The following is a 21,423-nucleotide window of genomic DNA, read 5'->3' as shown; positions in this document are numbered from 1 at the left end:
GCCGAATGATCCCCTGCCCTGAAGAGGGACCTTGATGGGGTACATTTCGCTGGTCGCGCCAAGCGGCGTCGCCCACCCCTGCGGATGTGGCGGAATTGGTAGACGCGCTAGTTTCAGGTACTAGTGGCAGCAATGTCGTGGGAGTTCAAGTCTCCCCATCCGCACTGAAAGCTCCTCCCGTTGGGGAGGAGCTTTTTTATTGCTGATCCTCGAGGCTGTTGCCAGCTTTGGGGTCGGTGCCCAACCCAGCGCTTCCTTCTGTTTTTGAGTCGATGCTCGTTCTGAAGATCACCAATGCCCCGGAAGTGGTGGCCTCCAAGATGGGGCGCTTCCTCGAAGCCCTCACCCCTGATGCCTTCGATCAAAAAACGATCGAAGACGTGCTGATTAAGGAATTGATCAAGAACCTGCAGGCTGAGGGCCTCAAGGGCGAGGTGGCCGCGGTGCGAGGTCTCGATCTTGATGACAAAAATATTGTTGTGGGCGAGGGGCTGCACGTGAGGCGTCACGAAACCTTCTGATGGAGCTGATCACCAGCCGCCGCAATCCCCTTGTTGGCCGGTTGCGTGCTCTGCATCAGTCGAAGGGTCGCCGCGAGCAAGGCTTGCTGCTGTTGGAAGGAACCCATCAGCTCCAAGAACTCCTCCGCCTTGGGCTGTTGCCCGAACAGTTGCTGGCGACCCCGGCTTGGCTGGAGCGCCATGGGTCCTTGCTGGAGGGCCTGGCTGACGACGCGTGTCTCCAGCCGGTCGGGGAGGCTGTCTTAGCGGCTGTGGCCACCACCGAAACCCCAGACGGGGTGGTGGCGACCCTCAGGCAAGAGGCGTTGCCAAAGACCCAAGGGCTGGGCTCGTTTGTTCTGGCCTTGGATCAACTTCAGGATCCCGGCAATCTCGGCACCTTGATGCGGACTGCCCTGGCCGCGGGTGTTGATGACCTCTGGCTGGGGGGTGGGGCCGATCCCTGCCAGCCCAAGGTCTTGCGTGCCTCGGCTGGGGCTGCCCTGGCCTTGCCCCATTGGCGTGGCCTCGATCGGGCGGCCTTGGGGGAGCGCGTGGCGAAGGCGCGCGCTGCAGGTCACCAGGTGGTGGCCAGCTTGGTGGATCCAGCCGAGACGCATCCCTATTGGGAGCTGGATTGGACTCGCCCCACGGTGCTGTTGCTCGGTAACGAAGGGGCTGGGCTTCATCCCGAGCTCGCGGCCCTGGCCAGTCACCAGGTGAACATCCCCCACAGCACGGCCGTGGAGTCCCTGAACGTCGGTGTGGCGGCCGCTCCCTTGCTGCTTGAGCGATGGCGGCAGCAACACAACTTGGGTTTGGGGGGCTGACAGGGGAGAATGCCCCCCAATTGGGCAGGCCTCAGGTGAGCGACGGCAGTTTCGACTTTGACGTCATCGTGATTGGCGCGGGCTATGGCGGCTTCGATGCTGCGAAGCACGCCGCTGAACACGGGCTGCGCACCGCGATCATCGAAAGCCGCGACATGGGCGGCACCTGCGTCAATCGCGGTTGCGTTCCCTCCAAGGCCCTGCTGGCCGCCAGTGGTCGCGTGCGCGAGTTGGCTGATGCGGAGCATCTCAAGGGGTTTGGCATCCACGCCGCTCCCGTCCGCTTTGAGCGCCAGAAAATCGCCGATCACGCCAACCAGCTGGTGGCGACGATCCGCACCAACCTGACCAAAACTCTGGAGCGCGCCGGGGTGACGATCATCCGCGGCACTGGCCGTCTGGAGGGTGCCCAGAAGGTTGGTGTGCGGGAGGTCAGCGGTGTTGATCGGGTACTGACCGGCCGCGACGTGATCATCGCCACCGGTTCGGATCCGTTTGTCCCCCCCGGTATCGAAACCGACGGCCGCACGGTGTTCACCAGCGATGAGGCCGTCAATCTCGAGTGGCTGCCCCGCTGGCTGGCCATTGTTGGTAGTGGCTACATCGGCCTGGAGTTCGCCGACGTCTATACGGCCCTGGGCTGTGAAGTGACGATGATCGAGGCCTTGGATCGGGTGATGCCCACCTTCGATCCCGACATCGCCAAGATTGCCGCCCGCAACCTGATTGACGGCCGTGACATCGACGCCCGCTCCGGGGTGTTGGCCAAGTCGATCAAGCCTGGTGCCCCGGTGCAGATCGAACTGGTGGATATGCAGACACGCGAGCCCGTGGAGACCCTGGAGGTGGACGCGGTCCTGGTGGCGACCGGCCGGGTCCCCACCAGCAAGGAGCTCAACCTCGAAGCCTGCGGCATTGAGACCAACCGCGGCTTTGTTCCCGTGGACGATCAGCTGCGGGTCCTGGTGAACGGTGCTCCGGTCCCCCACCTCTGGGCGGTTGGTGATGTGACCGGAAAGATGATGCTGGCTCACACCGCAGCGGCCCAGGGCACGGTGGCGGTGGACAACATCCTGGGTCACCCCCGCACGATCGACTACCGCTCGATTCCGGCAGCCACCTTCACCCACCCGGAGATCAGCTCGGTGGGTCTGAGCGAAGCCGACGCCAAGGAGTTGGCGGCTAAGGAGGGCTTTGAGCTGGGCTCGGTCCGCAGCTACTTCAAGGCCAACTCCAAGGCCCTGGCTGAGCTGGAGAGTGATGGCTTGATGAAGCTGCTCTTCAACAAGGCCACCGGTGAGGTGCTGGGCGCCCACATTTATGGACTCCATGCGGCCGATCTGATTCAGGAGATCGCTAACGCCGTGGCCCGCCGCCAGAGCGTGAAGCAACTGGCCAATGAGGTGCACACCCATCCCACCTTGAGCGAGGTGGTGGAAGTGGCCTACAAGCAAGCCGCCATGGCGGTCGCCGCCTGATTTCAATCACCCGATCGAGATGACCATGGAGATCCGCCGCAGGCCCCCGAACCCCAAGGTGAAGGTGGCCCACCTGGAGTACGCCTGTCCCCATGAGGAGGGCGAACCTCGCAACATCCTCGAGAAGATCGTCTGGGAGAAGGACCGCGAAGTGGCGGCGGCCCGTGATCGGGTCCCCCTGGATCAACTCAAAAACCAGGTCGCAGCTCTGCCCGCTCCCCGCGACTTCCTTGCCGCGCTGAAATCCGCCTGCCGCAAGCCGGCGGTCATTGCGGAGGTGAAGAAGGCCAGTCCGAGTAAGGGCGTGATCCGCGAGGACTTCGATCCCGAGGCGATTGCTAAGGGCTACGCCGCTGGGGGTGCCAGCTGCCTGTCGGTTCTGACGGACAAGCAGTTCTTCCAGGGGGGCTTTGAGGTTCTGGTGCAGGTGCGTCAGGTGGTGGACCTGCCGCTGCTGTGCAAGGACTTCATCCTCACGCCTTATCAGCTCTATCAGGCCCGGGCGGCTGGGGCCGATGCAGCTCTGTTGATCGCGGCGATCCTGAGCGACCAGGACATGGCCTACCTCCTCAAGGTGGCCAAGAGCCTCGGGCTGACGGCCCTGGTTGAGGTGCACGATGCGGCTGAACTGGAGCGGGTGCTGGCCCTCGAAGGCGCCCAGCTGATCGGGATCAACAATCGCGATCTGGCCACCTTCCACACCGATCTGGCGACGACCGAGCAGTTGATGGCGCGCTATGGCGAGCAGCTGCGCGCCAAGGGTTGCCTCTTGGTGAGCGAATCGGGGCTGTTTAACCGCGACGATCTCGATCGGGTCCAGAGCGCCGGTGCCGATGCGGTGTTGGTGGGTGAATCGCTGATGCGCCAAGACGACGTCACCCAAGCGCTGGAATCGTTGATTGGGGGCTGAGGCCAGCTGCCCGCTTGAAAACGGGCACAAAAAAGCCCCCGCCGAAGCGGGGGCTTGGTGATCTGAGGGGTGTCTGATCGGGATCAGACCTTGCGGGAGTAGTACTCCACCACCAGCAGTTCGTTGATTTCGAGAGCGACCCACTCGCGCTCGCACTTGCCGCCGACCTTGGCGGTGAACTTGTTCTTGTCGAGCTCGAGGTGAGGGGGGATGTTGGCGAGGCCAGGGAATTCCAGGTTGCCTTCAGCCAGCTTCCGGCTCTGCTTGCGCTCACGGATGGCGACCACGTCGCCGGCCTTGCACTGGTAGCTCGCGATGTCCACGACGCGGCCGTTCACGGTCACGTGGCCATGGTTCACCAGCTGGCGTGCACCGGGGACGGTGGGGCCGAAGCCAAGGCGGAAGCAAACGTTGTCGAGACGGTTCTCGAGCAATTTCAGCAGGTTGGTACCCGTGGAGCCCTCTTGGGCACGGGCCTTCTTGACGTAGCGAACCAGCTGACGTTCGGAAATGCCGTAGTTGAAGCGAAGCTTCTGCTTCTCTTCCAGACGGATGGCGTATTCGGAGCGCTTGCGACGGGCTTGGCCGTGCTGACCGGGGGGATAAGACCGCTTGGCGGACTTACGGGTGAGACCAGGGAGGTCTCCCAAGCGCCGCGTAATCCTCAGGCGAGGGCCGCGGTAGCGAGACATAGGAACTGATGTTCAGGTTGATCCAGACATGGCTTGCCTGAGAGCATGGAGTGGTGGTCCTTGGACCTCTCTCCACTGCAAGGCTTGATGCCACGCCAGTTGTCGATCTTATCGCTCGGCCTGAAGCGCCTATGAACGCCCTGCTTCAACGCCTGCTCCTGGCCCTGATTGGCTTCTATCGCCTGGCGATCTCGCCGCTGCTGGGTCCTCCCCGTTGCCGCTTCATCCCCAGCTGCAGCGCCTATGGCCTGGAGGCGATTGAGCGCCATGGCCCCTGGCGCGGCAGTTGGTTGACGCTCAAGCGCCTGCTGCGCTGTCACCCCTGGACGCCCTGTGGTTGTGACCCGGTGCCGGATTGATGGCGACTCTGGTGCTGGTGACCCGGGTGGGCTGCTGCCTCTGCGAAGGCCTGGAGGAGAAGTTGAGCGCTGCAGCGGTTTCTTTTGAAACGGTCGATGTCGACAGTGATCCCCAGCTGCTGGCCCGTTTTGATCTCGAAGTCCCAGTTCTGATTCACCGAACTCCAGATGGAGAAAGGGTTCTGCCTCGGCTTTCCCCCAGGGTGAGCGTCCCGCAGTTGGCCCCTTGGCTGGCCCAGCAGGGGGTCCTTTAACCCGGCTCCTTGAATTGTCTTGGTTGAGGCTCACGGGACTGGTCTCAGCGGCGACGTTTTCAGCGCAGAACCGACTTAAAACAGCGTTATCGCAACCCTCCTCCATGTCCCAACGGCTCCATACCCTGCTGCGACAGGTCGGGCTGGCGGTGCCACCTGGGCTTGGGAATGTCGAGTTGGAGGGGGTGAGCTGTGACTCGCGCCGCGTTGGCTCTGGGACCGTCTTTGTCGGATTGCCTGGCGCCACCGTGGATGGCGGTGCCTTTTGGCCGGAGGCGCTTCAGGCCGGTGCGGCCTTGGCCGTGATTGGTCGCGCTGCCGCTGAGGCCAGGCCCCCAGCCGATGGCGACGCGGTGTTGGTGGTCTCCGATCCGGTCTCTCGTTGGGCAGGTTTGCTGGCCGCCGAGTTTTGGCAGCAACCCAGCCAGCGGATGGCCCTGATCGGAGTGACGGGGACCAATGGCAAGACCACCACGACCTATCTGCTGGAGCATCTGGCCAGCCGATGCGGCTACCCAGCGGCACTGTTTGGCACGTTGATCAACCGCTGGCCGGGTCACAGCGTGACGGCACAGCACACCACCGCCTTTGCCGACGAGCTGCAGGCGCAGCTGGCCATGGCGGCTGAAGCCGGTTCGCGGATTGCGGCCATGGAGGTGAGCTCCCATGCCCTCGATCAGCAGCGGATTAGTGGCTGCCGCTTTGCCGGGGCGATTTTCACGAACCTGACCCAGGACCACCTCGATTACCACCCCTCGATGGAGGACTACTTCGAGGCCAAGGCCAAGTTGTTTGAGGCCCCCTTGTTGCGGTCTGACGCTCGGGCCGTGGTCAATGTTGATGATCCCTGGGGGATGCGCCTGGCCGAGCGCTTGGGCGATCGGTGCTGGCGTGCCTCCCTGGAGCCGGGCGCCTCAGCTGAGCTGCGGATGGAGGCGTTGCAGATGGGTTCCCAGGGGGTCAGTGGAACCCTGATCACCCCGGTCGGCAGCGGAGCGTTTTCCTCTCCTTTGCTGGGCAAGTTCAATCTGATGAACCTGCTTGAAGCGGTTGGGGTCCTGCTGCAGCAGGGGCTGCCCTTGTCCTCGATGTTGGAGGCCCTGGGGAGCTTCAAGGGGGTGCCGGGCCGGATGGAGCGGGTTCAGGTGGCCCGGGCGGAATGTTGCGATGCCGGTTTGCCCTCGGTCTTGGTGGATTACGCCCACACCCCCGATGGTCTCGAGAGTGCGCTGAATGCCTGCCGGCCCTTTGTTGAGGGACAACTGATTTGCGTGTTTGGTTGCGGTGGGGATCGCGACCGCACCAAGCGTCCCCAGATGGCGGCGATCGCAGCGCGGTTGGCCGATCAGGTGCTGGTGACCTCCGACAACCCCCGCACGGAAGATCCCCAGCAAATCCTCAAGGACGTCGTGGCTGGAATTCCTGAGGGAGCGCAGTTTCGAGTCGATGCGGATCGGGCCCAGGCCATCGCCGAGGCCATCGCCATGGCCCAGCCCAAGGACCTGATCTTGATCGCGGGTAAGGGCCACGAGGACTATCAAATCCTTGGCACCAAAAAGGTGCATTTCGATGATCGCGAGGAGGCCGAGAAGGCTCTGCGCAATCGGCCTTGTTAGCTGAGGTTGTTGAGTGCTGCGATCAGGCCTTCGATTTCCGCGGGGGTCGTGCAGATGTGGGTGCAGGCCCTCAGGCAATCCGGTGAATCCAGGCGGCGGATCCAGAGCCCGGCTTGACCCAAGGCATGGACCGCTTGGGAGGTCTCAATGCCCTCAAGCCGGAAGCTGACCAGTCCAGCAGGCGGTGGTTCTGGCAGCAGGGTTTGGCAGCCCGGGAGCGACTGCAGCCTTTCCCAGAGCTGCTGACTGCCCTGCCGGATCCTGTCCAGACGATCCTCGTCGCTTCCTTCCTCGGCCAACAACTGCAGGGATTGATGCAGTCCGCTGAAGAGGGGGATACAGGAGGTGGCGACTTCAAAACGGCGACCATCGCGGTGCCAGCTGCTGCCAGCGCTGCCCTCGTTCTCCAGGCTGCGCCAGCCAATCAAGGTGGGCTGACCTTGATCGAGGACGCGCTCAGAGAGGGCCACACCCCCTAGACCTTCTGGCCCGCAGCACCATTTGTGTCCAGTGAAGGCATAGATGTCGGCGGCCCTTGCCGCCTCCGCGACGGGAAGGCTTCCCATGGACTGGGCTGCATCCACCAGCAGCCAAGGTTGTTTGGGGTGTTGCTCGAGCTGAGCGGCGACCGCCGGGATGGGCATCACCGCCCCGGTGTTCCAGAGCAGGTGGGAGAGAACCACGAGCCGGGTACGGGGGGTTTGGGCTGCTTCGAGCTGCTGCAGCACAGCGGACTCCAGTTCCGCCTGAGCTGTGGTCTGGCAGAGCGCGAGGACCGGCAATGTGGCCAGGCTGAGCTGGTGGCGGCGAGCCAGTTCCTGGCAGGCGGCGACGACTCCTGGGTGCTCGCAGTCACTGATCAGCAGTTCATCGCCGGCCTCCCAGGGCAATCCCCAGAGCGGCAAGACACAGCCGCTGGTCACGTTCTCCGTCAGGGTCATCCGATGGGGGCCGACTCCGCACCAGCCGGCGAGGGCCCGGCGCAGCCGGCTCGTCTCCTGCTCGATGAACGGCCAGACATCGGTTGTGAATGGCCCGAGCTCCTGAATCGTTCTCCAGCTCTGGTTGATCGCCTCCAGCGATGGGGTCGGCAATGGCCCCTGACCGCCGTAGTTGAAGTAGGTCTTGTTGGTGAGGGCTGGGCAGAGATCGCGAAACATCTGGTTATCCCCTCAGTACCCCAGGCTGCGCATTCCTGGCCTTGGTGATCCCATCCCGGATGCAGGAAGCCCGCCGCCGCTGGTTGGAGCGGTGCGGGGTTGATGCCGCGTGATCCAGGCCAGGAGGCCGATGACAATGATCAAGGCGATAAAGCGCACGGCTCTCCCCGTGGCTGTCATCGGGCGAATCACGCGCATTGATCGAGGTTCATTCCCTGGTTGATCCTGCCGCGATGGAGGCGGAGTAGCCGGAAGCGTTCGCGGCTACTGAACACCTGATAGACGACCTGACCTTGTTTTGCGGCCGCGGGCTGGCAGTCCACCTCGGAGGGATGGATCCCCGAGTGCAGAAGGTCACCATTGTTGAATTGATACCAATAACCGCCCATCGCACCGCCCCTGTTAGGGACGATCCAAGCCAAGGCCTGAGCGATGTCAAGGTCGAATGTTTCATCAGGATCTCTTCCCCTGGTCTTTCTCTGACTTGTGCCGGATAAGGGGGGGGAGCCGCGATCTCCCGATGAATCCGTTTCGTGGACGGCCCCAGAAGCACCTCAACCTCGAGCAACCCTCCACCATCGTCTTGCTCACGCTTGGCGTTCTCGTCGGCTGTTTCCTGGTGCCTTCACTGGCCCAGGTCTTGGCCTTGACCCTGATCTGTTATTTGGCCTATCTCCGCTTTGGCCGCGTCTAAGCGGGCAGCTTGAGAACAGCGATATTCATCCCCACTCCAGCACTGATGCCGATCACATTCGAGAGGCCCAGCACGCCGCTGATCAGGGCCCAGGTGGCCCAGAAGGTCCAGGTGGCAGCCAGGCAGAAAAACAACAGCGAGACAAGCAGCGCTGGGATCCGCAGGGGGTGCCCCACCGTCAGAAAGCGAGCCAGGAACTCAGAGACCTTCCGGTAGATCTTGAACATGCAGCGGCTGGCCTGGGCTTCTGGCGCTCTGGTGTTTTAACGGTTGGCCTGAGTGCTTGCTAGCGCCTGCCTCGCAGCCAGGGCAGGAGCAAGAAATCCATCACGGCGAAGCTCATCAGGCAGGGCAGGAATCCGCGTTCCACGATGTGGCAGATGGGTCTAGTGACATCGATTTGGCAGATCCACAGCTTGGCGAACCAAAACAGGGCAATCTTGATGGCGAAGTTGCGCCAGGACCGAGTGCTGGGTCGGAGCATTTGGCTTCAACTTGGAGGCGTGATGCCCTGGGTGACGAAGTAAACCGAGACGTATAACCCTGCAAACACCAGCAATAAGCCAATCACCACAAGCCGTCCGTCCATGCCTGCCCTCTGCGTTGTGGGTTTGAACACTACTGGTGACAATCCCTTGTTGGTTTTGAACCTGCGAGCTCTAATGGCGCATCGGCACGCGTCTGATGGACTTTGAACCCACAACCGATGGCCTCGGTTACAAGGTTTGCCTTACCAAAGATGGCCACACGGCCTGTGCCTTCGTCAGCAGCGCCCATCTGATTGAAGACAAGCGGCGTCAGCTTGAAGCCTCGATCAAGGCGGATGCCGAGCGGACGTCCCGCTAAGAGGCTTTCCCTTCTTCGATCAGGTCCTTGAGCCAATGGGCCGCTACGGCCCGTGAGATCGAGCGGCTGATCAACAGGTCGCAGATCAATTCCCAGAGGGGTTCGCGTCCGGTCTGGGCATAGTCCTTGGAAAACGCCAGGCGTTCCTCAGTGCTTCGGCAGGAACGCAGGGCGTCAATCAGACTCTCCCGCTGACTGGTCGAGAGTGTGTCTGCGGGCATGGCAGTCAACTCGGGCTCGTGTCTACAGGACCTGGCCGACCATGACGGCAGCCAAGGCTGAAAACACCGTAATGCTCAGGGCGGTCAAGGGATTTTGTCCTTGGGCGACTGCATAGGTCGTAATCACACCAGCGCCAAGGCCAGCAACCAGCAGTTGCGTTGTGAGGGAAGGGCGTTGATCCATGGCGGCTTGGATGCGTTCCAAGCAGCTTGGGCTGGTCTTTCAATTCGGGGAGATCGGCCAGCGGACTTCTTTACCTGGAGTTGGTCTTCTTTACCCGCTGCAATGTGTCGAGGCGGGGCGGGCCCGGCCGCTGCTGGCCCACTGTTGCAGTTGCTCCAGTTGTTCGCGGGCGGTGCGAGACAAGGGCACCAGTTGTGCGGCTGCGCTGCTGAGGTCGGCTTCACCGAATTCACGGGATTCGCTGAAGGCCTGGTGCATCGCTTCGATCACCACCTGCTCGAGCTCCGCTCCGGAGAATCCCTGGGTGCGATCCACCACGACATCCAGGGGGATTCGATGCTCTGGGCGCCTGCGCCTGAGTTGCAAATCAAGGATGGTGCGGCGTTCCTGGGCGTCAGGTAGATCGAGCAGGAAGATCTCATCAAAGCGGCCTTTGCGAAGCAGTTCCGCAGGAAGTTTGTCCACACCATTCGCGGTGGCCACGACAAAAACAGCGGTGCTCTTCTCCGCCATCCAGGTCAGCAAACTCGCCAGCACCCGTTGGCTCGTGCCCCCATCGCTGCGGCCATCGGCACTGCCAAAGCCCTTGTCGATCTCATCAATCCAGAGCACGCAAGGTGCCATCGCTTCGGCCCGTTGAATCATGTCCCGGGTCCGGGCTTCGGATGCGCCGACCAGGCCGGCAAACAGCCGTCCAACATCCAGGCGCAGTAGCGGCATGCTCCAGCTATGGGCAATGGCCTTGGCCGTCAGTGATTTCCCGGTGCCCTGGGGCCCCACCAACAGCACGCCCCGTGGGAGCGGCAGGCCGTAGCGGCGCGCCTCATCGCTAAAGGCCATGTGGCGCTGCTCGAGCCAGCGCTTAAGGGCATCCAGTCCACCGATGTCTGCAGGAGTGGCCTCGGTTGGGCAGTACTCCAGCAGTTCGCTGCGGGCGATCGCCTGGCGTTTTTCTTCGAGTACCTCATCGAGGTCCGCCCCTCCCAGCTGGCCCCGGCTGGCTAGGCCCCGGGCGGCGACCTGGCGGATTCGCTGTTCACTGAGTCCGCTGCAGCTGTGGGTCAGCAGCTCCAGCAGATCGGCGCCGATGGGCTGTCCGCTTGCCTGGGCGATATTCCCCAGCAACGTCTGGATCTCCTGTTGGTTGGGTAGGGGGAGATCCAGCAGGGTGATGCACTCCTCCAATTCCCGAGGAAGCTGCCATTCAGCCGCTGTGATCACCAGGGTTTGCGGCTGTTGGCGCAGGCTCGATGCCAGGTTGCGGAGCTTGCGGCAGATGCTGCTGTCGTCGGCGTAGCGATGGAAGTCATGGAGCACCAGCAGGGCTGGCTGCTCGGCTGGTAGAGCGCTGAGGCTTTCGAGGGCACCCAACGGATTGCGAGCAGCCTCTCCATCGCGGCCGGCCCATCCCTTGAGCCCGCTAATGAAATCCCAGCGGGCCAGGGATCGCTGATCCAGGCGTTTGGCGGCGTCGCTGAGCAGGTTGGCGATCCGTTCTTCCTCTTGGCTGCGGATCCAGAGGATGGGCGTCCGTGCCCGGATCAACAGATCAAGGTGGTCCGCCCAGGCCTGACTCATGGGTTCAGTTTCTTCAGGGCAGCCCAGCGGGGATCGATCGGTTCGTCTGCGACCGCTGCGTTCAGGTTGGGTCCAGGACAGTCCGATCCGCAGCGATTCACGACCGGCAGCTGGAGATTCAGTTGTTCAAAGACCCAGTGCTCGGGATCGAAATCCGCTCGGGGATCCATGCTTTCGGTGAGCTCATCGGGGTCGAGCTCAATCACAGCACCGCCCGCCTCGAGCACGCTTTCGAGATCCATCCCCTGCTCCCTAGCCTGCTCTCCAAGCCAGAGCACCTCGTGGGTTTCAAAGCTCAGGGGGTGATTGAACTGCTGGAGGCAGCGGTCACAGCAGAGGGTGACGATGGTGCTGGCTTCGCCGTCCAACTCGAGAATATTGCCGCGATGGACTGCGCGTAGTTGTCCGCGGACGGGAGTCAGGCTTTCCAGCTCACTGAGCCGTTGATTGATCCTCCACTGCTTGCCCTGCTCAAGAAGGGAGAGCTCCTGGAGCGGGACTGGAATGAGCGGATCACCGGTCTGGAGGCCGTCGCCCATGCCCTATTTCTTGCCCTTGGGTTCAAACGGCATGCGACTGCTGCCAGTGACCGTCGCCGTCACGGTTTTCGCTTCGGCAGCCCTTTGCTGATCGAGGATCGTCTGCAGGTTGTCGGGCAGTGCCTCACGAGTGAGCAGGAAGGTCTGGACTGCCTGGAAGACGTTGGCAATCACCATGTAAAGCAGCACCCCAGCAGGCAAGGGGAAGAACAGGAACATCCCGGTGATCATCACGGGGGTGATCTTGTTGGCCGTGGCCTGTTGGGGGTTAGCGGGCATGCCCATCCCCGAAAGGATCTGGCTCAGGAAGAGGGTGATGCCAAAGCCGCCCACCAGGATCGCGATATCCCAGTTGATGGCGCCATCGGTGTAGAAGCCGACTTGGCCCAGAGCCTTGATGAACAGGAAGCCGCTGCGGGCTGCCAGGCCAGGGATCTTGGCCTCGACGGTGGCGTCCCCAGCGGCGATGGCATGGATGGCGCCGTTCTGATCCACGCTGACCACCCCTTCACCCTTGGTGACGGACCAGGTGGGGGCAAACGAGGAACCGTTCTCGACACCGCTCAACACCGACGAGAAGCTCGAGCCGTCCTTGGTGTGCAGGCTGACGGTCTCGGTGTCACCCACTCCAAGCTTGGTTCCCTTTTCCAGGCTGGCGATCACGGGGACGTGATCGGTCGTGGTCACGAAAATGGAATGACTGGCACTGTTGAAGGGCTTGGGCTCAACAGCGGCGATCTGATCGGCCGGCAACACCTTCAGATTCAAGGTGTAGGGGACATCGGCGAACGGTGATCCCCGCAAAGTCGCGAAGAGTGCAAACAGGATCGGCATCTGCACCAACAAGGGCAGGCAGCCGGAGAGGGGGCTGCCGAACTCCTTCATCAGGGAGCCCAGCTCCTCCTGTTGCTTTTGGGGGTTGTTGGCGTACTTGGCTTTGATCTCGGCCTGACGCTTTTGCATCACCGGCTGAGCGATTCGCATGCGGCGGGCATTGCGAATCGAGCCGGCGCTCAGGGGGAAGAGAGCCAGGCGAATCACCACCGTTAGGGCAATGATCGCGAGCCCATAGCTCGGTACCAATCCATAGAAGAAATCCAGGATTGGCAGCAGCAGGTTGTCGGAGATGTATCCGATCACGGCGTCGCTAACGGAGGGGGTTGGGGGAGTGGTTCAGTGTCTCAGGCAGCGGCGTCGCTACCGAAACCGGCGGTGCCAGCGCTCTTGGCGGCGGGACCGGATTTCAGCCGTGCCTCGATGAACGCTTGGGCATCGCGGTAGCGGGGCACAGCGCGCATCTCGAGCTTCATCCCATCGCTGAGCACCAGGACCATGTCACCCCAGAAGCCGAAGCCCCGGGAGACCGAGCGGACCTCACGAATTTGGCTGTAGACCACCTGGGTGCGGTCGCGGCCGAGCCAGCCGCCGGTGACCTCAACCCGTCGGCTCGTGATGCGGAAGCGCAGCCAGAGGGCCCGGACCACAGCACCCACGGCAAAGGGCAGGCCGATCAGGGTGAGTCCGAAGAGCATGTTGCTGATCAGATCTCCTTTGGCAGGCCCGCCCTCATAGAAGACCTCTTCGTTGATGCTGGCCCCCGGGGCCACGGGAGCGGGTTGGGAGGCAGCGCTCATGGTCTCAGTCCTGCCTTGGCAATGAGTTCACAACATTCTCCCAGGAGGAGTCGCTCTTCCGCGTCCGCGCTTCCGGGTTTCAGGGAGATCAGCAGCCAAAGTCCCTCTCCCTGAGTGGGGATTTCAGGAAGTTGCCGGCTGAGATGGCCGTGCAGGAGCCGGCGCAGGCGGTTGCGTTGAACGGAGCGCTTGCTGACCTTGCTACTGACGACAACACCCAGGCGGCAGCTCAGGGGGCTTTGGTCCCTTGGATCGGCTTTCAGGAGCTGGGGTTCGGCCCTCATCGTCCGCAGGACCATCCATTGCCCATGGATTCGCCGCCCCTTTTGGTAGATCCGATCAAAGACAAAACGCCCCCTCAGCCTGTGTTCCCGAGAAAGCGCCATGGCTTGGGGCTACGCGGGGTTGGCTGAGGGGGCGGTGGGACTTCGGTGCTAGGGCCGAAGCGTCTTTGGAAATGGACGGGATCAGACCGACAGACGGGCCCGACCGCGCTTGCGGCGGGAGCGGATCACGCGACGGCCGGTATGGCTCCGCATACGAACACGGAAACCGGACACCCGTTTGCGCTTACGGCTGGTTCCTTCAAGGGTGCGCTTGGTCATGGCTCCGGCTCGGCTGCGCCTTCAACGTCGATCCGTCAACTTATCAGTTGGAGTGACTCAGAAATCCGAGGTGGCGTCCACCTGGATCAGCCAGCTGCCTAGGTAGCCAGAGATTGGGACGGCACCGGGAGCTTGAGCCAAGGCGTTGAACTGGAACATTCCCGCGCTGCGTGGATTGATCACCTGCATGTAGACCCCGATCGTCTTGCCAACCGGAACAGGGGTGTCCGGGAAGATTTCGATCGAGCGTCCATCGGCGGTGACTTCAACCGTCGCGGGAATGGTCTCTTCGCACCGCGTGCGTTTGGTCATGCTGCCCGATTTCATGTAGCAGAGCTTGATTTTTTGGGGATCAAGCGTTGTATCGAAGGTCTGCGGTACCGAAATCGCCAGCTTCAAGATCGCTGTTTTGCGATCCTTCGGCTTCAGCAAAAAATAGTATTCAGCGCGTTGTTGACGAACGGTATTCGTCGTGAAGTAGTAGAGCTTTCGGTAGTCCTTGGTGTTATCCCAGCGGAACTCCATGATGCTCGGGGTCCCTTGCGCCAGCGCCTTTTGAGGAGCGAGACCCAGCTGGGCTCCAGTCAGGGCTGCACCACAGCCAGCCAGGGCCGCAAGTTTGAAAGCAGTCCGTTTGAAGGACACCCGGTTGCGATTGATCATGGTTCCTCAAACATTGCCCGTTAGGGCCATTCTCAGGGGGTAAGGGGTTCAGACCGGGGCCGGTGGGCGGCCAAGCAGCTGGCAGTTGTGACCAGATGCGACTGCCTAGGTATCGGCGAGGTCAGGAATTGGCGAGGTCTGGTCTGAGCCGTGCCGCTTCCCGCAGGTAAGCGTGGCGGGCGGGTTGCGTCAGCCAGACATGGGCTAACAGACGAATGCAGCGCTCCAGGTCGCCAGCTACAGCCATTTGCTGGCAATCCAGCAGGGCCACACCGTCCCAGCCGGGCCGCTGCCGGGCGATGGCAGCGGGGAAGCAGGCGTCGAGATCGGCGGTAACCGAAAAGGTGAGCGACAGGATTTGTTCGCCTTTCAAGTTGTTCCGCTCTGCCAAAGCATCGAGCAGCTCTTCCACCGCCTCTTGGATGGCCTCACGGCTGTTGCTCGTCACTGTGGTGGCACCCCTGAGGGCACGGAGCGATTGCTCAGGGCTCATGGACGATGCAACCAAAGGGGTTGGCCACTGCTGCTCAGTTCCAGCTTGAGCCACTGCAGGGCCAGGGAGAAGAGAGAGCGGCCAGGGATGACCCCTGCGAACCGGTTTTTCTCTTGTCCAAAGGTGATGGGCTTGGTCTTTTCAAGATCCAGCTCGGCCAGTTCACAGGCCAGGCGCCGGGCCTGCTCCTCATCGCCCAAAGCATCCACGAGGCCCAGATCTTTGGCCTGGGCACCGCTAAAGACGCGTCCATCGGCAAAGCGACGAACCTCTTCTTCACTCAGACCGCGCCCTTCAGCAACGGCGCTGACGAACTGACCGTAACTGGAGTCGATTAACTCCTGAAGGAGCTGCCGCTCGCCAGCACTCAAGGCGCGGTCAGGGGAAAGGATGTCCTTGTACAGACCGCTTTTGACGGTCTCGAACTGGATGCCGATCCGCTCCAGCAGGCGCGAGAGGTTGTTGCCCCGCAGGATCACGCCGATGGAACCGGTGATGGAGCCAGGGTTGGCCACGATCTTGTCGGCTGCAACACCGATGTAGACGCCGCCGGAGGCAGAGATGTTGCCAAAGCTGGCGATCACCTTGCAGTGCTTCTCACGCAGGCGCAGCAGGGCGGCATGGATTTCTTGGCTGTCCCCAACGGTCCCGCCGGGGCTGTCGATGCGCAGCAGCAGGGCGGGGAATTCCCGTTTCTCGACTTCCCTTAGGGCCTTGAGGACGCGCTTGCGGGTGCCGGAGGCGATGGGCCCTTCAATGGCAATGCGCGCGAGTTTGCGGCGTGACTTGCGTCGCCAGGGCCAGGGCATCGAGTCGATCTGCAATCGCTGGATCTTAAAAAGGAGCCTGTGGGCGGTTGGAGCCGGTGAACCTGCGCTGGCTGGCAATGGTGCTCCCCTTTGCGCTCTGGGGGACCGCGATGGCGGCGATGCGGCCCCTGCTGGATGGGGCTAGTCCCCTGACCTTGGCCTGGATGCGGCTTCTTCCTGCAGGTCTGGTGGTCTTGGTGGCAGCCCAAGTCTTGGGGCGATCCCTGACGGTTGATCGCCGCGATTGGCTTTGGTTTGCGCTGTTCGTGGTGGTGGATGCCACGGCCTTTCAGGGCTTGCTCGCCCGGGGCCTTGGCGGAACCGGTGCTGGCCTGGGTTCGGTGTTGATTGACTCCCAGCCGCTGCTGGTGGCCCTGTTGGCCCGGAGCCTGTTTGGTGAGGCGATCAACCCTGTGGGTTGGGTGGGCCTGCTCGTGGGCTTGCTCGGCATCCTTTGTCTGGGACTGCCGGAGTCCTTGCTTCGGCAGTGGTGGTTGATGGGACCGGAGGTGTTTGGCGAGAAAGCATGGAGCCACGGTGAGCTCTGGATGTTGGCCGCGGCGTTGGCCATGGCCTTAGGGACGGTCTTGAGCCGCTATGCCTGCCGCCACAGTGATCCGGTGGCAGTGACCGGCTGGCATCTGGCGCTAGGGGCTTTGCCACTGCTGGCGGGCGCGGCCCTTGAGCCGCTCTGGAATCCCGTGGCCCTGGGCCCGTGGCCGCAGTGGTCAGCGATGGGCTGGCTGCTGATGGCCTATGCGGCCCTGTTTGGCAGCGCCCTGGCCTACGGACTGTTCTTCTGGTTTGCGAACCATGAAGAGCTGACCAGCTTCACGGCCCTCACGTTTTTGACCCCCGTCTTCGCGCTTCTCTGTGGAGTGGCCCTGCTCCAGGAGCAACTGAGCCCCCTGCAGTGGCTCGGCGCGGCCCTGGCGTTGTTGAGTGTGGTTCTGATTAATCGACGCACCCAGCTCTGGCAGCCCGATCCAATCGAGCAGGAACTCATTCCATGAGCACGCGGTCGCTTTCGATCCTGGTGGTCGCTCCTGCGCTGGGTCCCCTGGGGAGCGGGAAGTCTGGGGGTGTGGAGCTCACCCTGGTGAGCCTGGTGAGTGGGCTGCTCGATCGCGGCCATCGCCTGACGGTGGCCGCGGCCGCGGGCTCTCGCCTGCCCTCCAGTTGCGCGGGAGCCGCTCTGTTGGCTGAAAGCGGTGCGCCCCAAGAGAGCTGCCAGCACGCTCCACGCGCTTCTGATATGTGGATCCCAGCCCAGGGACTCCTGCCACGGCTCTGGCAGAGGGCGCTGCAGGAGCCCATCGATGTGGTGCTGAACCTCGGCTACGACTGGCTGCCGTTTTGGCTGACTCCTCTGGTTGAGGTGCCGATTTTTCACCTGGTCAGCATGGGCTCGGTGAACCAGGTCATGGATGGGGCCATTGCCGAGCTGGCCCGATGGGATCAACGGCGGCTGGCCTTCCACACCGCCACCCAGGCGGCCGATTTCGACCTGCCGCAGCCCCCAGTGGTGGTGGGCAATGGTTTTGATCTCGCGGACTACACCCTTTGCCTGGAGCCCGAGCCCCTCCTGGGTTGGGTGGGCCGGGTGGCCCCTGAAAAGGGGTTGGAGGACGCGGCCGCGGCGGCGGCTGAAGTGGGCCAACGCCTGGCGGTTTGGGGCCTGGTGGAGGATCCCGGTTATGCCGAGCGGGTCCAGGCCTCCGTTCCGCCCGGAACCTTGGATTGGCGTGGCTTTTTGCCCACCGCTTCCCTCCAGGCGCAGCTAGGCCGCTGCCGCGCTCTGCTCAACACCCCGAAGTGGAATGAGGCCTACGGCAACGTCGTCGTCGAGGCCATGGCCTGTGGTGTACCCGTTGTGGCCTACCGCCGGGGCGGTCCAGGGGAGTTGGTTCAGCCCGGAGTGAACGGCTGGTTGGTGGAGCCCGACCAGCCGTCCGCCTTGGCCGAAGCGCTGGAGCAGGTCGATCAGATTGATCGCCGTCAGTGCCGGCAATGGGTGGAGCGGCAGGCCTCCAAGGCTGTTCTGGCGGAACGGCTCGAGCAGTGGCTCGTAGACGGCTTGATCAAGAAAGGGCGATAGGGTCAGGCCTGTCGCGATCCGCTGTGGTGCCTCGGAACGGCAAGCCCTGGTTGGTGCTCTTGCTGGTTGCGGTCTTCGGCCTGTTGCTGTTCGTCTGGCGGCTCGGCACGACCGGTTTGGTGGATGAGACGCCGCCACTGTTTGCCGCTTCCGCTAAGGCCATGGCGGAGACAGGGGATTGGCTGACCCCACGGGTGAATGGTTTACCCCGCTACGACAAGCCGCCCTTGGTCTATTGGCTGATGGGGTTGGGTTACGCCCTGCCGGGTCAGGAACTGTGGAATCCGCTGGGGACCTGGGCGTCCCGCCTGCCGTCGGCCCTCAGCTCCATCGGTCTGATGCTGCTGCTGGCGCTGACCCTGCTGCGCCGCCCCCAGCCCTCCCCGCAGGGCCACTGGCCTGATGCCCAGCAACAGGCCATCACCGCGATGGCGGCGGCCTTGGCGTTTGGACTTTCGCCGCTGGTGCTGCTCTGGAGCCGCATCTCCGTGAGTGATGCCCTCTTCAGTGGCTTGTTGTCGGCGGCGTTGCTGCTGTTCTGGTGGCGCTATGCCGGGCTTTGCCGTTGGTGGCTCCCATGGCTGGTGCTGGGTCTGGCCATGCTTGCCAAGGGTCCCGTGGCGGTGGTCCTGGCCGGCCTGACGGCGCTCCTCTTTGCCCTGCTGCAGCGGGATCTACCCGGCCTTTGGGTCCTCTGGAGACCCTGGCGTGGATTGGCCCTGACCGGGGCAGTGGCCTTGCCTTGGTACGCCCTGGAGCTCTTGGTGGAAGGGCAGCCCTACTGGGACAGCTTTTTTGGCTACCACAACCTTCAGCGCTTCACCGGCGTGGTCAACAACCACCTGCAGCCCTGGTGGTTTTTCTTTCCGGTGTTGGTGGTGGCCTCGCTGCCCTTCACCCCGTTGCTGTTGGCAGGCTTAGCCGGAGCCCTGCGTCCCAGGCCCGTTGCTCCCGAACAGTCACTCCAACGCTTTGCAGCCTGCTGGCTGCTGGCTGTCTTTGTCTTTTTCACCGCAGCGGCCACAAAGCTCCCCAGCTACTGGATCCCCGCGACGCCGGCCGCTGGCCTCTTGATCGCCTTGGCGGCGCAAAACCTGCGGGCGGGATGGCGCTCCGCTGCTCTGAGGGCTGCCACCCTGGCCCTGGTGGGTCTGCTGACGGTCGGTTTGGCCGCCGGGAACCTCTGGGTTCCCCTGATCAATGAACCGGAGATGCCGACCTTGTCCTCGGCGCTCTTGGCGAGTGGTGCCATTCAGCGGGCTGCGCTCTGCTTCGGACTGGGCGGGGTGGCGGCACTGCTGCTCTGGTGGGGGCCCTCCAGTTCCCGCAGGGGCTGGCTGTTGGTTCAGCAGCTGGGGATGGGGGCATTTGTCTTGACGGCCCTGGTGCCCATGGTCGAGTTGGGAGATCGCCTGCGTCAGCTCCCCGTGCGCCGGATGGCGGCCCTTGTGCTCGAGCAGCAGCGGCCGCAGGAACCCCTGGCGATGGTGGGCATCCTGAAGCCCTCCCTGCACTACTACACCCAGCAAGTCGTGGTGTACGAGGGGATTCAGCCCAATGGTCCGCTGAACCTGAACGACCGCTTGGCCCGTGAGGAGCGGCGCGGTCAACGACCGACGCCGGCGTCCCCTGGATCCAGCGTTCTGGTGGTGATCGATGGCCAGACCGCAACGCTGCCCCACTGGCGCGGGGTTCAGCACCAGCGTCTCGGAGCGATCGGTCTCTATCAGCTTTGGCGGGTTCCCCGCTTAGCCCTGGCCCAGTGGTCCCAAGATCTGGGGGCACAGGCTGGCCTTGCTACGGATTGGCAGGATCCGCGCCCTGAGCGCTACTGATCAGCCTCTGTCTCCTGGCTCGAAGTCCCCATGGCGACACCGTTATCCATGGTGTCCCGTTGGCAGAAGCTGCAGTGTCCCCAACGCTGCAGCTCCCCGCAGGGTGAGGGCCGGTTGCACTTGGGACAGGAGCCCATGCCAAAGACATCGACTCGGCTGGGATGCTCAGCCCAGACCTCCTCTTCCAGACCGCTGCCGGCTGGGGGCAAGGGGGTGCTTTGGTGCTGCTGAAACTGCAGATCTTTCACAGCAAAGCCTGCTCCGCGCAGGGCGCCGAGTAGCTGGTGCTTGTTAAACCGCAGGGCCTGGAGCCATTGGGGGTGATTGGCTCCCACCACGAGCCGTCCGCCGTGCAACCGCAGTGGCCGGCAGTGGGGAGCGAGTTGGGGGCCGGCGATTCGCGGCCAGGCCTGCCAGAGGCCCGCCAGGCTCCCCTCGTCTTTCCACTCCCGCTGCAGGCTGCTGAGGGATTCCCCCAGGCCTTGAATCGGTGGCCTCGGCGGCGGCACCAAGAGGTTCACATCCCCCTGGCGGCGCGTCTGGTTGCGGGGGGCGATGCCCATGGATCGAACCTAGTGGAATTGGCGCTGTGCAGGGCGGCTCACACTGGTTAGTCTCGGCCTCAGCTCTGCTTGCTTCATGGGCTTTTTTGATCGCCTCGGCCGGCTGGTTCGTGCCAATGCCAACGCAGCCCTGAGTGCGGCTGAAGATCCCGCAAAAATCCTCGAACAGTCGGTCGCGGATATGCAGGCCGATCTGGTCAAACTTCGCCAGGCCGTCGCCACGGCCATTGCCAGTCAAAAGCGAATCCAAAACCAGGCGGATCAGGCCGATGCCCAGGCCAAGACCTGGTACGAGCGTGCTGAGTTGGCCCTGAAGAAGGGGGAAGAGGATCTCGCGCGTGAAGCCTTAGGGCGACGCAAGACTTGCCAGGACACCGCCACGGCCCTGCAAGGGCAGTTGCAGAGCCAATGCGGCCAGGTGGATCAGCTCAAGAAGAGCCTGGTGCAGCTCGAGAGCAAGATCGCCGAAGCCAAGACCAAGAAAGACATGCTCAAGGCACGGGCCCAAGCGGCCCAAGCCCAGGAACAACTGCAGAGCGCCGTCGGCAATCTCGGCACCAATTCCGCCATGGCGGCCTTTGAGCAAATGGAGGAGAAGGTGCAAGCCCTGGAGGCCCGTAGTCAGGCAGCCGCTGAACTGGCCGGAGCGGATCTTGAAAGTCAGTTCGCTGCCCTGGAAGGAGCCCCCGAAGTGGATTCCGAGCTTGAGGCCCTAAAAGGCAAGCTTTCGGGTTCCTCCGCGGCCCCGTCCTTGCCCGCCGGCACTGAAGGGGTTCAGCCGGTCAAGGTGAGTGAGGTTGATACGGAGCTTGAAGAGCTCAGGCGTTCGATCGACAACCTCTAAGCCCTCCATACAATCGCC

The 21,423-nt window shown here is 63.0% G+C and carries 31 protein-coding genes and 1 tRNA gene; 14 read left to right on the top strand and 18 right to left on the bottom strand.

Annotated elements, in window-relative coordinates; translation table 11 throughout:
* Window positions 1-80 precede the first annotated feature (80 nt).
* From MY494_RS05000 to trpC, 5 genes are all read left to right on the top strand, one after another.
* Window positions 81-164: transfer RNA gene (locus tag MY494_RS05000), tRNA-Leu, on the top strand.
* Between the two features lie 108 nt (window positions 165-272).
* Entirely contained in the window at window positions 273-521 is a 249-nt protein-coding gene (locus MY494_RS04995) for a hypothetical protein (protein ID WP_247911632.1), read from the top strand.
* Complete coding sequence (locus tag MY494_RS04990; protein ID WP_247911629.1) at window positions 521-1,330, top strand: RNA methyltransferase; 810 nt, start codon at window positions 521-523, stop codon at window positions 1,328-1,330. Before MY494_RS04995 ends, MY494_RS04990 begins: the two co-directional genes overlap by 1 nt.
* A gap of 35 nt (window positions 1,331-1,365) precedes the next feature.
* Entirely contained in the window at window positions 1,366-2,808 is a 1,443-nt protein-coding gene (gene lpdA, locus MY494_RS04985; protein WP_247911628.1) for a dihydrolipoyl dehydrogenase, read from the top strand.
* Between the two features lie 25 nt (window positions 2,809-2,833).
* A complete protein-coding gene (trpC, locus tag MY494_RS04980; protein WP_247911963.1) occupies window positions 2,834-3,718 on the top strand; it encodes an indole-3-glycerol phosphate synthase TrpC in 885 nt (294 codons plus the stop codon).
* 83 nt (window positions 3,719-3,801) lie between these two features.
* Here trpC and rpsD read toward each other — a convergent pair whose 3' ends face one another.
* The gene (gene rpsD, locus MY494_RS04975; protein ID WP_247911626.1) at window positions 3,802-4,410 is read right to left on the bottom strand and encodes a 30S ribosomal protein S4; all 609 of its coding nucleotides are present in this window, start codon (window positions 4,408-4,410) and stop codon (window positions 3,802-3,804) included.
* 131 nt (window positions 4,411-4,541) lie between these two features.
* Here rpsD and yidD point away from each other — a divergent pair, with 131 nt between their 5' ends.
* From yidD to MY494_RS04960, 3 genes are all read left to right on the top strand, one after another.
* A complete protein-coding gene (yidD, locus tag MY494_RS04970) occupies window positions 4,542-4,769 on the top strand; it encodes a membrane protein insertion efficiency factor YidD (protein ID WP_247911625.1) in 228 nt (75 codons plus the stop codon).
* Window positions 4,769-5,023, top strand: a complete 255-nt coding sequence (locus tag MY494_RS04965) for a glutaredoxin family protein (protein ID WP_247911624.1) — start codon at window positions 4,769-4,771, stop codon at window positions 5,021-5,023. Before yidD ends, MY494_RS04965 begins: the two co-directional genes overlap by 1 nt.
* A gap of 104 nt (window positions 5,024-5,127) precedes the next feature.
* Window positions 5,128-6,639, top strand: coding sequence for a UDP-N-acetylmuramoyl-L-alanyl-D-glutamate--2,6-diaminopimelate ligase (locus tag MY494_RS04960; RefSeq protein WP_247911623.1), 1,512 nt, complete (start codon window positions 5,128-5,130; stop codon window positions 6,637-6,639).
* On the opposite strand, the gene MY494_RS04955 is transcribed toward MY494_RS04960, so the two are convergent.
* Genes MY494_RS04955 through MY494_RS04945 form a run of 3 tightly spaced genes read right to left on the bottom strand, consistent with a single transcriptional unit; the run spans window position 6,636 to window position 8,188 of the window.
* Window positions 6,636-7,799: an aminotransferase class V-fold PLP-dependent enzyme gene (locus MY494_RS04955; RefSeq protein ID WP_247911622.1), complete on the bottom strand. Its 1,164-nt coding sequence runs from the start codon at window positions 7,797-7,799 to the stop codon at window positions 6,636-6,638. The two genes, MY494_RS04960 and MY494_RS04955, sit on opposite strands and share 4 nt — an antisense overlap.
* A gap of 12 nt (window positions 7,800-7,811) precedes the next feature.
* Window positions 7,812-7,997, bottom strand: a complete 186-nt coding sequence (locus tag MY494_RS04950; RefSeq protein ID WP_247911621.1) for a hypothetical protein — start codon at window positions 7,995-7,997, stop codon at window positions 7,812-7,814.
* A complete protein-coding gene (locus tag MY494_RS04945; protein WP_247911620.1) occupies window positions 7,988-8,188 on the bottom strand; it encodes a hypothetical protein in 201 nt (66 codons plus the stop codon). Before MY494_RS04945 ends, MY494_RS04950 begins: the two co-directional genes overlap by 10 nt.
* Window positions 8,189-8,319: 131 nt before the next feature.
* Here MY494_RS04945 and MY494_RS04940 point away from each other — a divergent pair, with 131 nt between their 5' ends.
* The gene (locus tag MY494_RS04940) at window positions 8,320-8,493 is read left to right on the top strand and encodes a hypothetical protein (RefSeq protein ID WP_247911619.1); all 174 of its coding nucleotides are present in this window, start codon (window positions 8,320-8,322) and stop codon (window positions 8,491-8,493) included.
* Here the strand turns inward: MY494_RS04940 and MY494_RS04935 are convergent.
* Window positions 8,490-8,720: a hypothetical protein gene (locus MY494_RS04935; RefSeq protein ID WP_247911618.1), complete on the bottom strand. Its 231-nt coding sequence runs from the start codon at window positions 8,718-8,720 to the stop codon at window positions 8,490-8,492. The genes MY494_RS04940 and MY494_RS04935 overlap by 4 nt on opposite strands.
* Window positions 8,721-8,779: 59 nt before the next feature.
* A complete protein-coding gene (locus MY494_RS04930) occupies window positions 8,780-8,977 on the bottom strand; it encodes a hypothetical protein (protein WP_247911617.1) in 198 nt (65 codons plus the stop codon).
* A gap of 200 nt (window positions 8,978-9,177) precedes the next feature.
* Here MY494_RS04930 and MY494_RS04925 point away from each other — a divergent pair, with 200 nt between their 5' ends.
* Entirely contained in the window at window positions 9,178-9,339 is a 162-nt protein-coding gene (locus MY494_RS04925; RefSeq protein WP_185188151.1) for a hypothetical protein, read from the top strand.
* On the opposite strand, the gene MY494_RS04920 is transcribed toward MY494_RS04925, so the two are convergent.
* The 11 genes from MY494_RS04920 to sppA form a co-directional block, all read right to left on the bottom strand.
* The gene (locus MY494_RS04920; protein ID WP_247911616.1) at window positions 9,336-9,560 is read right to left on the bottom strand and encodes an RNA recognition motif-containing protein; all 225 of its coding nucleotides are present in this window, start codon (window positions 9,558-9,560) and stop codon (window positions 9,336-9,338) included. The genes MY494_RS04925 and MY494_RS04920 overlap by 4 nt on opposite strands.
* A 22-nt stretch (window positions 9,561-9,582) precedes the next feature.
* A complete protein-coding gene (locus tag MY494_RS04915) occupies window positions 9,583-9,744 on the bottom strand; it encodes a hypothetical protein (protein WP_247911615.1) in 162 nt (53 codons plus the stop codon).
* Window positions 9,745-9,834: 90 nt separating this feature from the next.
* On the bottom strand, window positions 9,835-11,322 hold the full coding sequence (locus MY494_RS04910) for an AAA family ATPase (RefSeq protein ID WP_247911614.1): 1,488 nt from the start codon (window positions 11,320-11,322) through the stop codon (window positions 9,835-9,837).
* A complete protein-coding gene (locus MY494_RS04905; RefSeq protein WP_247911613.1) occupies window positions 11,319-11,861 on the bottom strand; it encodes a DUF177 domain-containing protein in 543 nt (180 codons plus the stop codon). The genes MY494_RS04910 and MY494_RS04905 overlap by 4 nt, the downstream gene beginning before the upstream one ends.
* Before the next feature lie 3 nt (window positions 11,862-11,864).
* Window positions 11,865-13,001 (bottom strand): membrane protein insertase YidC, encoded by a 1,137-nt coding sequence (yidC, locus tag MY494_RS04900; RefSeq protein WP_247911612.1) that lies wholly within the window; start codon window positions 12,999-13,001, stop codon window positions 11,865-11,867.
* A gap of 41 nt (window positions 13,002-13,042) precedes the next feature.
* A complete protein-coding gene (locus MY494_RS04895; RefSeq protein ID WP_247911611.1) occupies window positions 13,043-13,495 on the bottom strand; it encodes a PH domain-containing protein in 453 nt (150 codons plus the stop codon).
* A complete protein-coding gene (rnpA, locus tag MY494_RS04890) occupies window positions 13,492-13,881 on the bottom strand; it encodes a ribonuclease P protein component (RefSeq protein WP_247911610.1) in 390 nt (129 codons plus the stop codon). The genes MY494_RS04895 and rnpA overlap by 4 nt, the downstream gene beginning before the upstream one ends.
* Window positions 13,882-13,962: 81 nt before the next feature.
* Window positions 13,963-14,100 (bottom strand): 50S ribosomal protein L34, encoded by a 138-nt coding sequence (rpmH, locus tag MY494_RS04885; protein WP_071778002.1) that lies wholly within the window; start codon window positions 14,098-14,100, stop codon window positions 13,963-13,965.
* A 57-nt stretch (window positions 14,101-14,157) separates the two neighbouring features.
* Window positions 14,158-14,763 (bottom strand): DUF2808 domain-containing protein, encoded by a 606-nt coding sequence (locus tag MY494_RS04880; protein WP_247911608.1) that lies wholly within the window; start codon window positions 14,761-14,763, stop codon window positions 14,158-14,160.
* A gap of 121 nt (window positions 14,764-14,884) precedes the next feature.
* Window positions 14,885-15,256, bottom strand: coding sequence for a chorismate mutase (gene aroH, locus MY494_RS04875; protein ID WP_247911607.1), 372 nt, complete (start codon window positions 15,254-15,256; stop codon window positions 14,885-14,887).
* Window positions 15,253-16,065 (bottom strand): signal peptide peptidase SppA, encoded by an 813-nt coding sequence (sppA, locus tag MY494_RS04870; protein ID WP_247911606.1) that lies wholly within the window; start codon window positions 16,063-16,065, stop codon window positions 15,253-15,255. Before sppA ends, aroH begins: the two co-directional genes overlap by 4 nt.
* 77 nt (window positions 16,066-16,142) lie before the next feature.
* Between sppA and MY494_RS04865 the strand changes: the two genes are divergently transcribed.
* Genes MY494_RS04865 through MY494_RS04855 form a run of 3 tightly spaced genes read left to right on the top strand, consistent with a single transcriptional unit; the run spans window position 16,143 to window position 19,998 of the window.
* Window positions 16,143-17,078, top strand: a complete 936-nt coding sequence (locus MY494_RS04865; protein ID WP_247911962.1) for a DMT family transporter — start codon at window positions 16,143-16,145, stop codon at window positions 17,076-17,078.
* The gene (locus MY494_RS04860; RefSeq protein WP_247911605.1) at window positions 17,075-18,163 is read left to right on the top strand and encodes a glycosyltransferase family 4 protein; all 1,089 of its coding nucleotides are present in this window, start codon (window positions 17,075-17,077) and stop codon (window positions 18,161-18,163) included. Before MY494_RS04865 ends, MY494_RS04860 begins: the two co-directional genes overlap by 4 nt.
* A 26-nt stretch (window positions 18,164-18,189) precedes the next feature.
* On the top strand, window positions 18,190-19,998 hold the full coding sequence (locus MY494_RS04855) for a glycosyltransferase family 39 protein (RefSeq protein WP_247911604.1): 1,809 nt from the start codon (window positions 18,190-18,192) through the stop codon (window positions 19,996-19,998).
* On the opposite strand, the gene MY494_RS04850 is transcribed toward MY494_RS04855, so the two are convergent.
* The gene (locus tag MY494_RS04850; RefSeq protein WP_247911602.1) at window positions 19,992-20,561 is read right to left on the bottom strand and encodes a DUF721 domain-containing protein; all 570 of its coding nucleotides are present in this window, start codon (window positions 20,559-20,561) and stop codon (window positions 19,992-19,994) included. The genes MY494_RS04855 and MY494_RS04850 overlap by 7 nt on opposite strands.
* A 76-nt stretch (window positions 20,562-20,637) precedes the next feature.
* Between MY494_RS04850 and MY494_RS04845 the strand changes: the two genes are divergently transcribed.
* Window positions 20,638-21,405 (top strand): PspA/IM30 family protein, encoded by a 768-nt coding sequence (locus MY494_RS04845; RefSeq protein WP_247911600.1) that lies wholly within the window; start codon window positions 20,638-20,640, stop codon window positions 21,403-21,405.
* Window positions 21,406-21,423 lie beyond the last annotated feature (18 nt).

The organism is Synechococcus sp. A10-1-5-1 (genome assembly GCF_023115425.1).
Lineage (GTDB): Bacteria > Cyanobacteriota > Cyanobacteriia > PCC-6307 > Cyanobiaceae > Vulcanococcus.
This window is presented reverse-complemented; position numbering and strand designations above follow the sequence as displayed.

Coding starts and splice junctions, on each gene's coding strand:
- MY494_RS04965 (WP_247911624.1), top strand. CDS start 4,769: ATGGCGACTCTGGTGCTGGTGACCCGGGTGGGCTGCTGCCTCTGCGAA.
- MY494_RS04930 (WP_247911617.1), bottom strand. CDS start 8,977: ATGCTCCGACCCAGCACTCGGTCCTGGCGCAACTTCGCCATCAAGATT.
- MY494_RS04950 (WP_247911621.1), bottom strand. CDS start 7,997: ATGCGCGTGATTCGCCCGATGACAGCCACGGGGAGAGCCGTGCGCTTT.
- sppA (WP_247911606.1), bottom strand. CDS start 16,065: ATGCCCTGGCCCTGGCGACGCAAGTCACGCCGCAAACTCGCGCGCATT.
- MY494_RS04915 (WP_247911615.1), bottom strand. CDS start 9,744: ATGGATCAACGCCCTTCCCTCACAACGCAACTGCTGGTTGCTGGCCTT.
- MY494_RS04935 (WP_247911618.1), bottom strand. CDS start 8,720: ATGTTCAAGATCTACCGGAAGGTCTCTGAGTTCCTGGCTCGCTTTCTG.
- MY494_RS04940 (WP_247911619.1), top strand. CDS start 8,320: ATGAATCCGTTTCGTGGACGGCCCCAGAAGCACCTCAACCTCGAGCAA.
- MY494_RS04860 (WP_247911605.1), top strand. CDS start 17,075: ATGAGCACGCGGTCGCTTTCGATCCTGGTGGTCGCTCCTGCGCTGGGT.
- MY494_RS04920 (WP_247911616.1), bottom strand. CDS start 9,560: ATGCCCGCAGACACACTCTCGACCAGTCAGCGGGAGAGTCTGATTGAC.
- rpmH (WP_071778002.1), bottom strand. CDS start 14,100: ATGACCAAGCGCACCCTTGAAGGAACCAGCCGTAAGCGCAAACGGGTG.
- MY494_RS04910 (WP_247911614.1), bottom strand. CDS start 11,322: ATGAGTCAGGCCTGGGCGGACCACCTTGATCTGTTGATCCGGGCACGG.
- MY494_RS04865 (WP_247911962.1), top strand. CDS start 16,143: ATGGTGCTCCCCTTTGCGCTCTGGGGGACCGCGATGGCGGCGATGCGG.
- yidD (WP_247911625.1), top strand. CDS start 4,542: ATGAACGCCCTGCTTCAACGCCTGCTCCTGGCCCTGATTGGCTTCTAT.
- rpsD (WP_247911626.1), bottom strand. CDS start 4,410: ATGTCTCGCTACCGCGGCCCTCGCCTGAGGATTACGCGGCGCTTGGGA.
- MY494_RS04990 (WP_247911629.1), top strand. CDS start 521: ATGGAGCTGATCACCAGCCGCCGCAATCCCCTTGTTGGCCGGTTGCGT.
- MY494_RS04845 (WP_247911600.1), top strand. CDS start 20,638: ATGGGCTTTTTTGATCGCCTCGGCCGGCTGGTTCGTGCCAATGCCAAC.
- MY494_RS04850 (WP_247911602.1), bottom strand. CDS start 20,561: ATGGGCATCGCCCCCCGCAACCAGACGCGCCGCCAGGGGGATGTGAAC.
- MY494_RS04995 (WP_247911632.1), top strand. CDS start 273: ATGCTCGTTCTGAAGATCACCAATGCCCCGGAAGTGGTGGCCTCCAAG.
- MY494_RS04905 (WP_247911613.1), bottom strand. CDS start 11,861: ATGGGCGACGGCCTCCAGACCGGTGATCCGCTCATTCCAGTCCCGCTC.
- rnpA (WP_247911610.1), bottom strand. CDS start 13,881: ATGGCGCTTTCTCGGGAACACAGGCTGAGGGGGCGTTTTGTCTTTGAT.
- MY494_RS04960 (WP_247911623.1), top strand. CDS start 5,128: ATGTCCCAACGGCTCCATACCCTGCTGCGACAGGTCGGGCTGGCGGTG.
- MY494_RS04880 (WP_247911608.1), bottom strand. CDS start 14,763: ATGATCAATCGCAACCGGGTGTCCTTCAAACGGACTGCTTTCAAACTT.
- MY494_RS04895 (WP_247911611.1), bottom strand. CDS start 13,495: ATGAGCGCTGCCTCCCAACCCGCTCCCGTGGCCCCGGGGGCCAGCATC.
- aroH (WP_247911607.1), bottom strand. CDS start 15,256: ATGAGCCCTGAGCAATCGCTCCGTGCCCTCAGGGGTGCCACCACAGTG.
- MY494_RS04925 (WP_185188151.1), top strand. CDS start 9,178: ATGGACTTTGAACCCACAACCGATGGCCTCGGTTACAAGGTTTGCCTT.
- MY494_RS04945 (WP_247911620.1), bottom strand. CDS start 8,188: ATGGGCGGTTATTGGTATCAATTCAACAATGGTGACCTTCTGCACTCG.
- MY494_RS04955 (WP_247911622.1), bottom strand. CDS start 7,799: ATGTTTCGCGATCTCTGCCCAGCCCTCACCAACAAGACCTACTTCAAC.
- trpC (WP_247911963.1), top strand. CDS start 2,834: ATGGAGATCCGCCGCAGGCCCCCGAACCCCAAGGTGAAGGTGGCCCAC.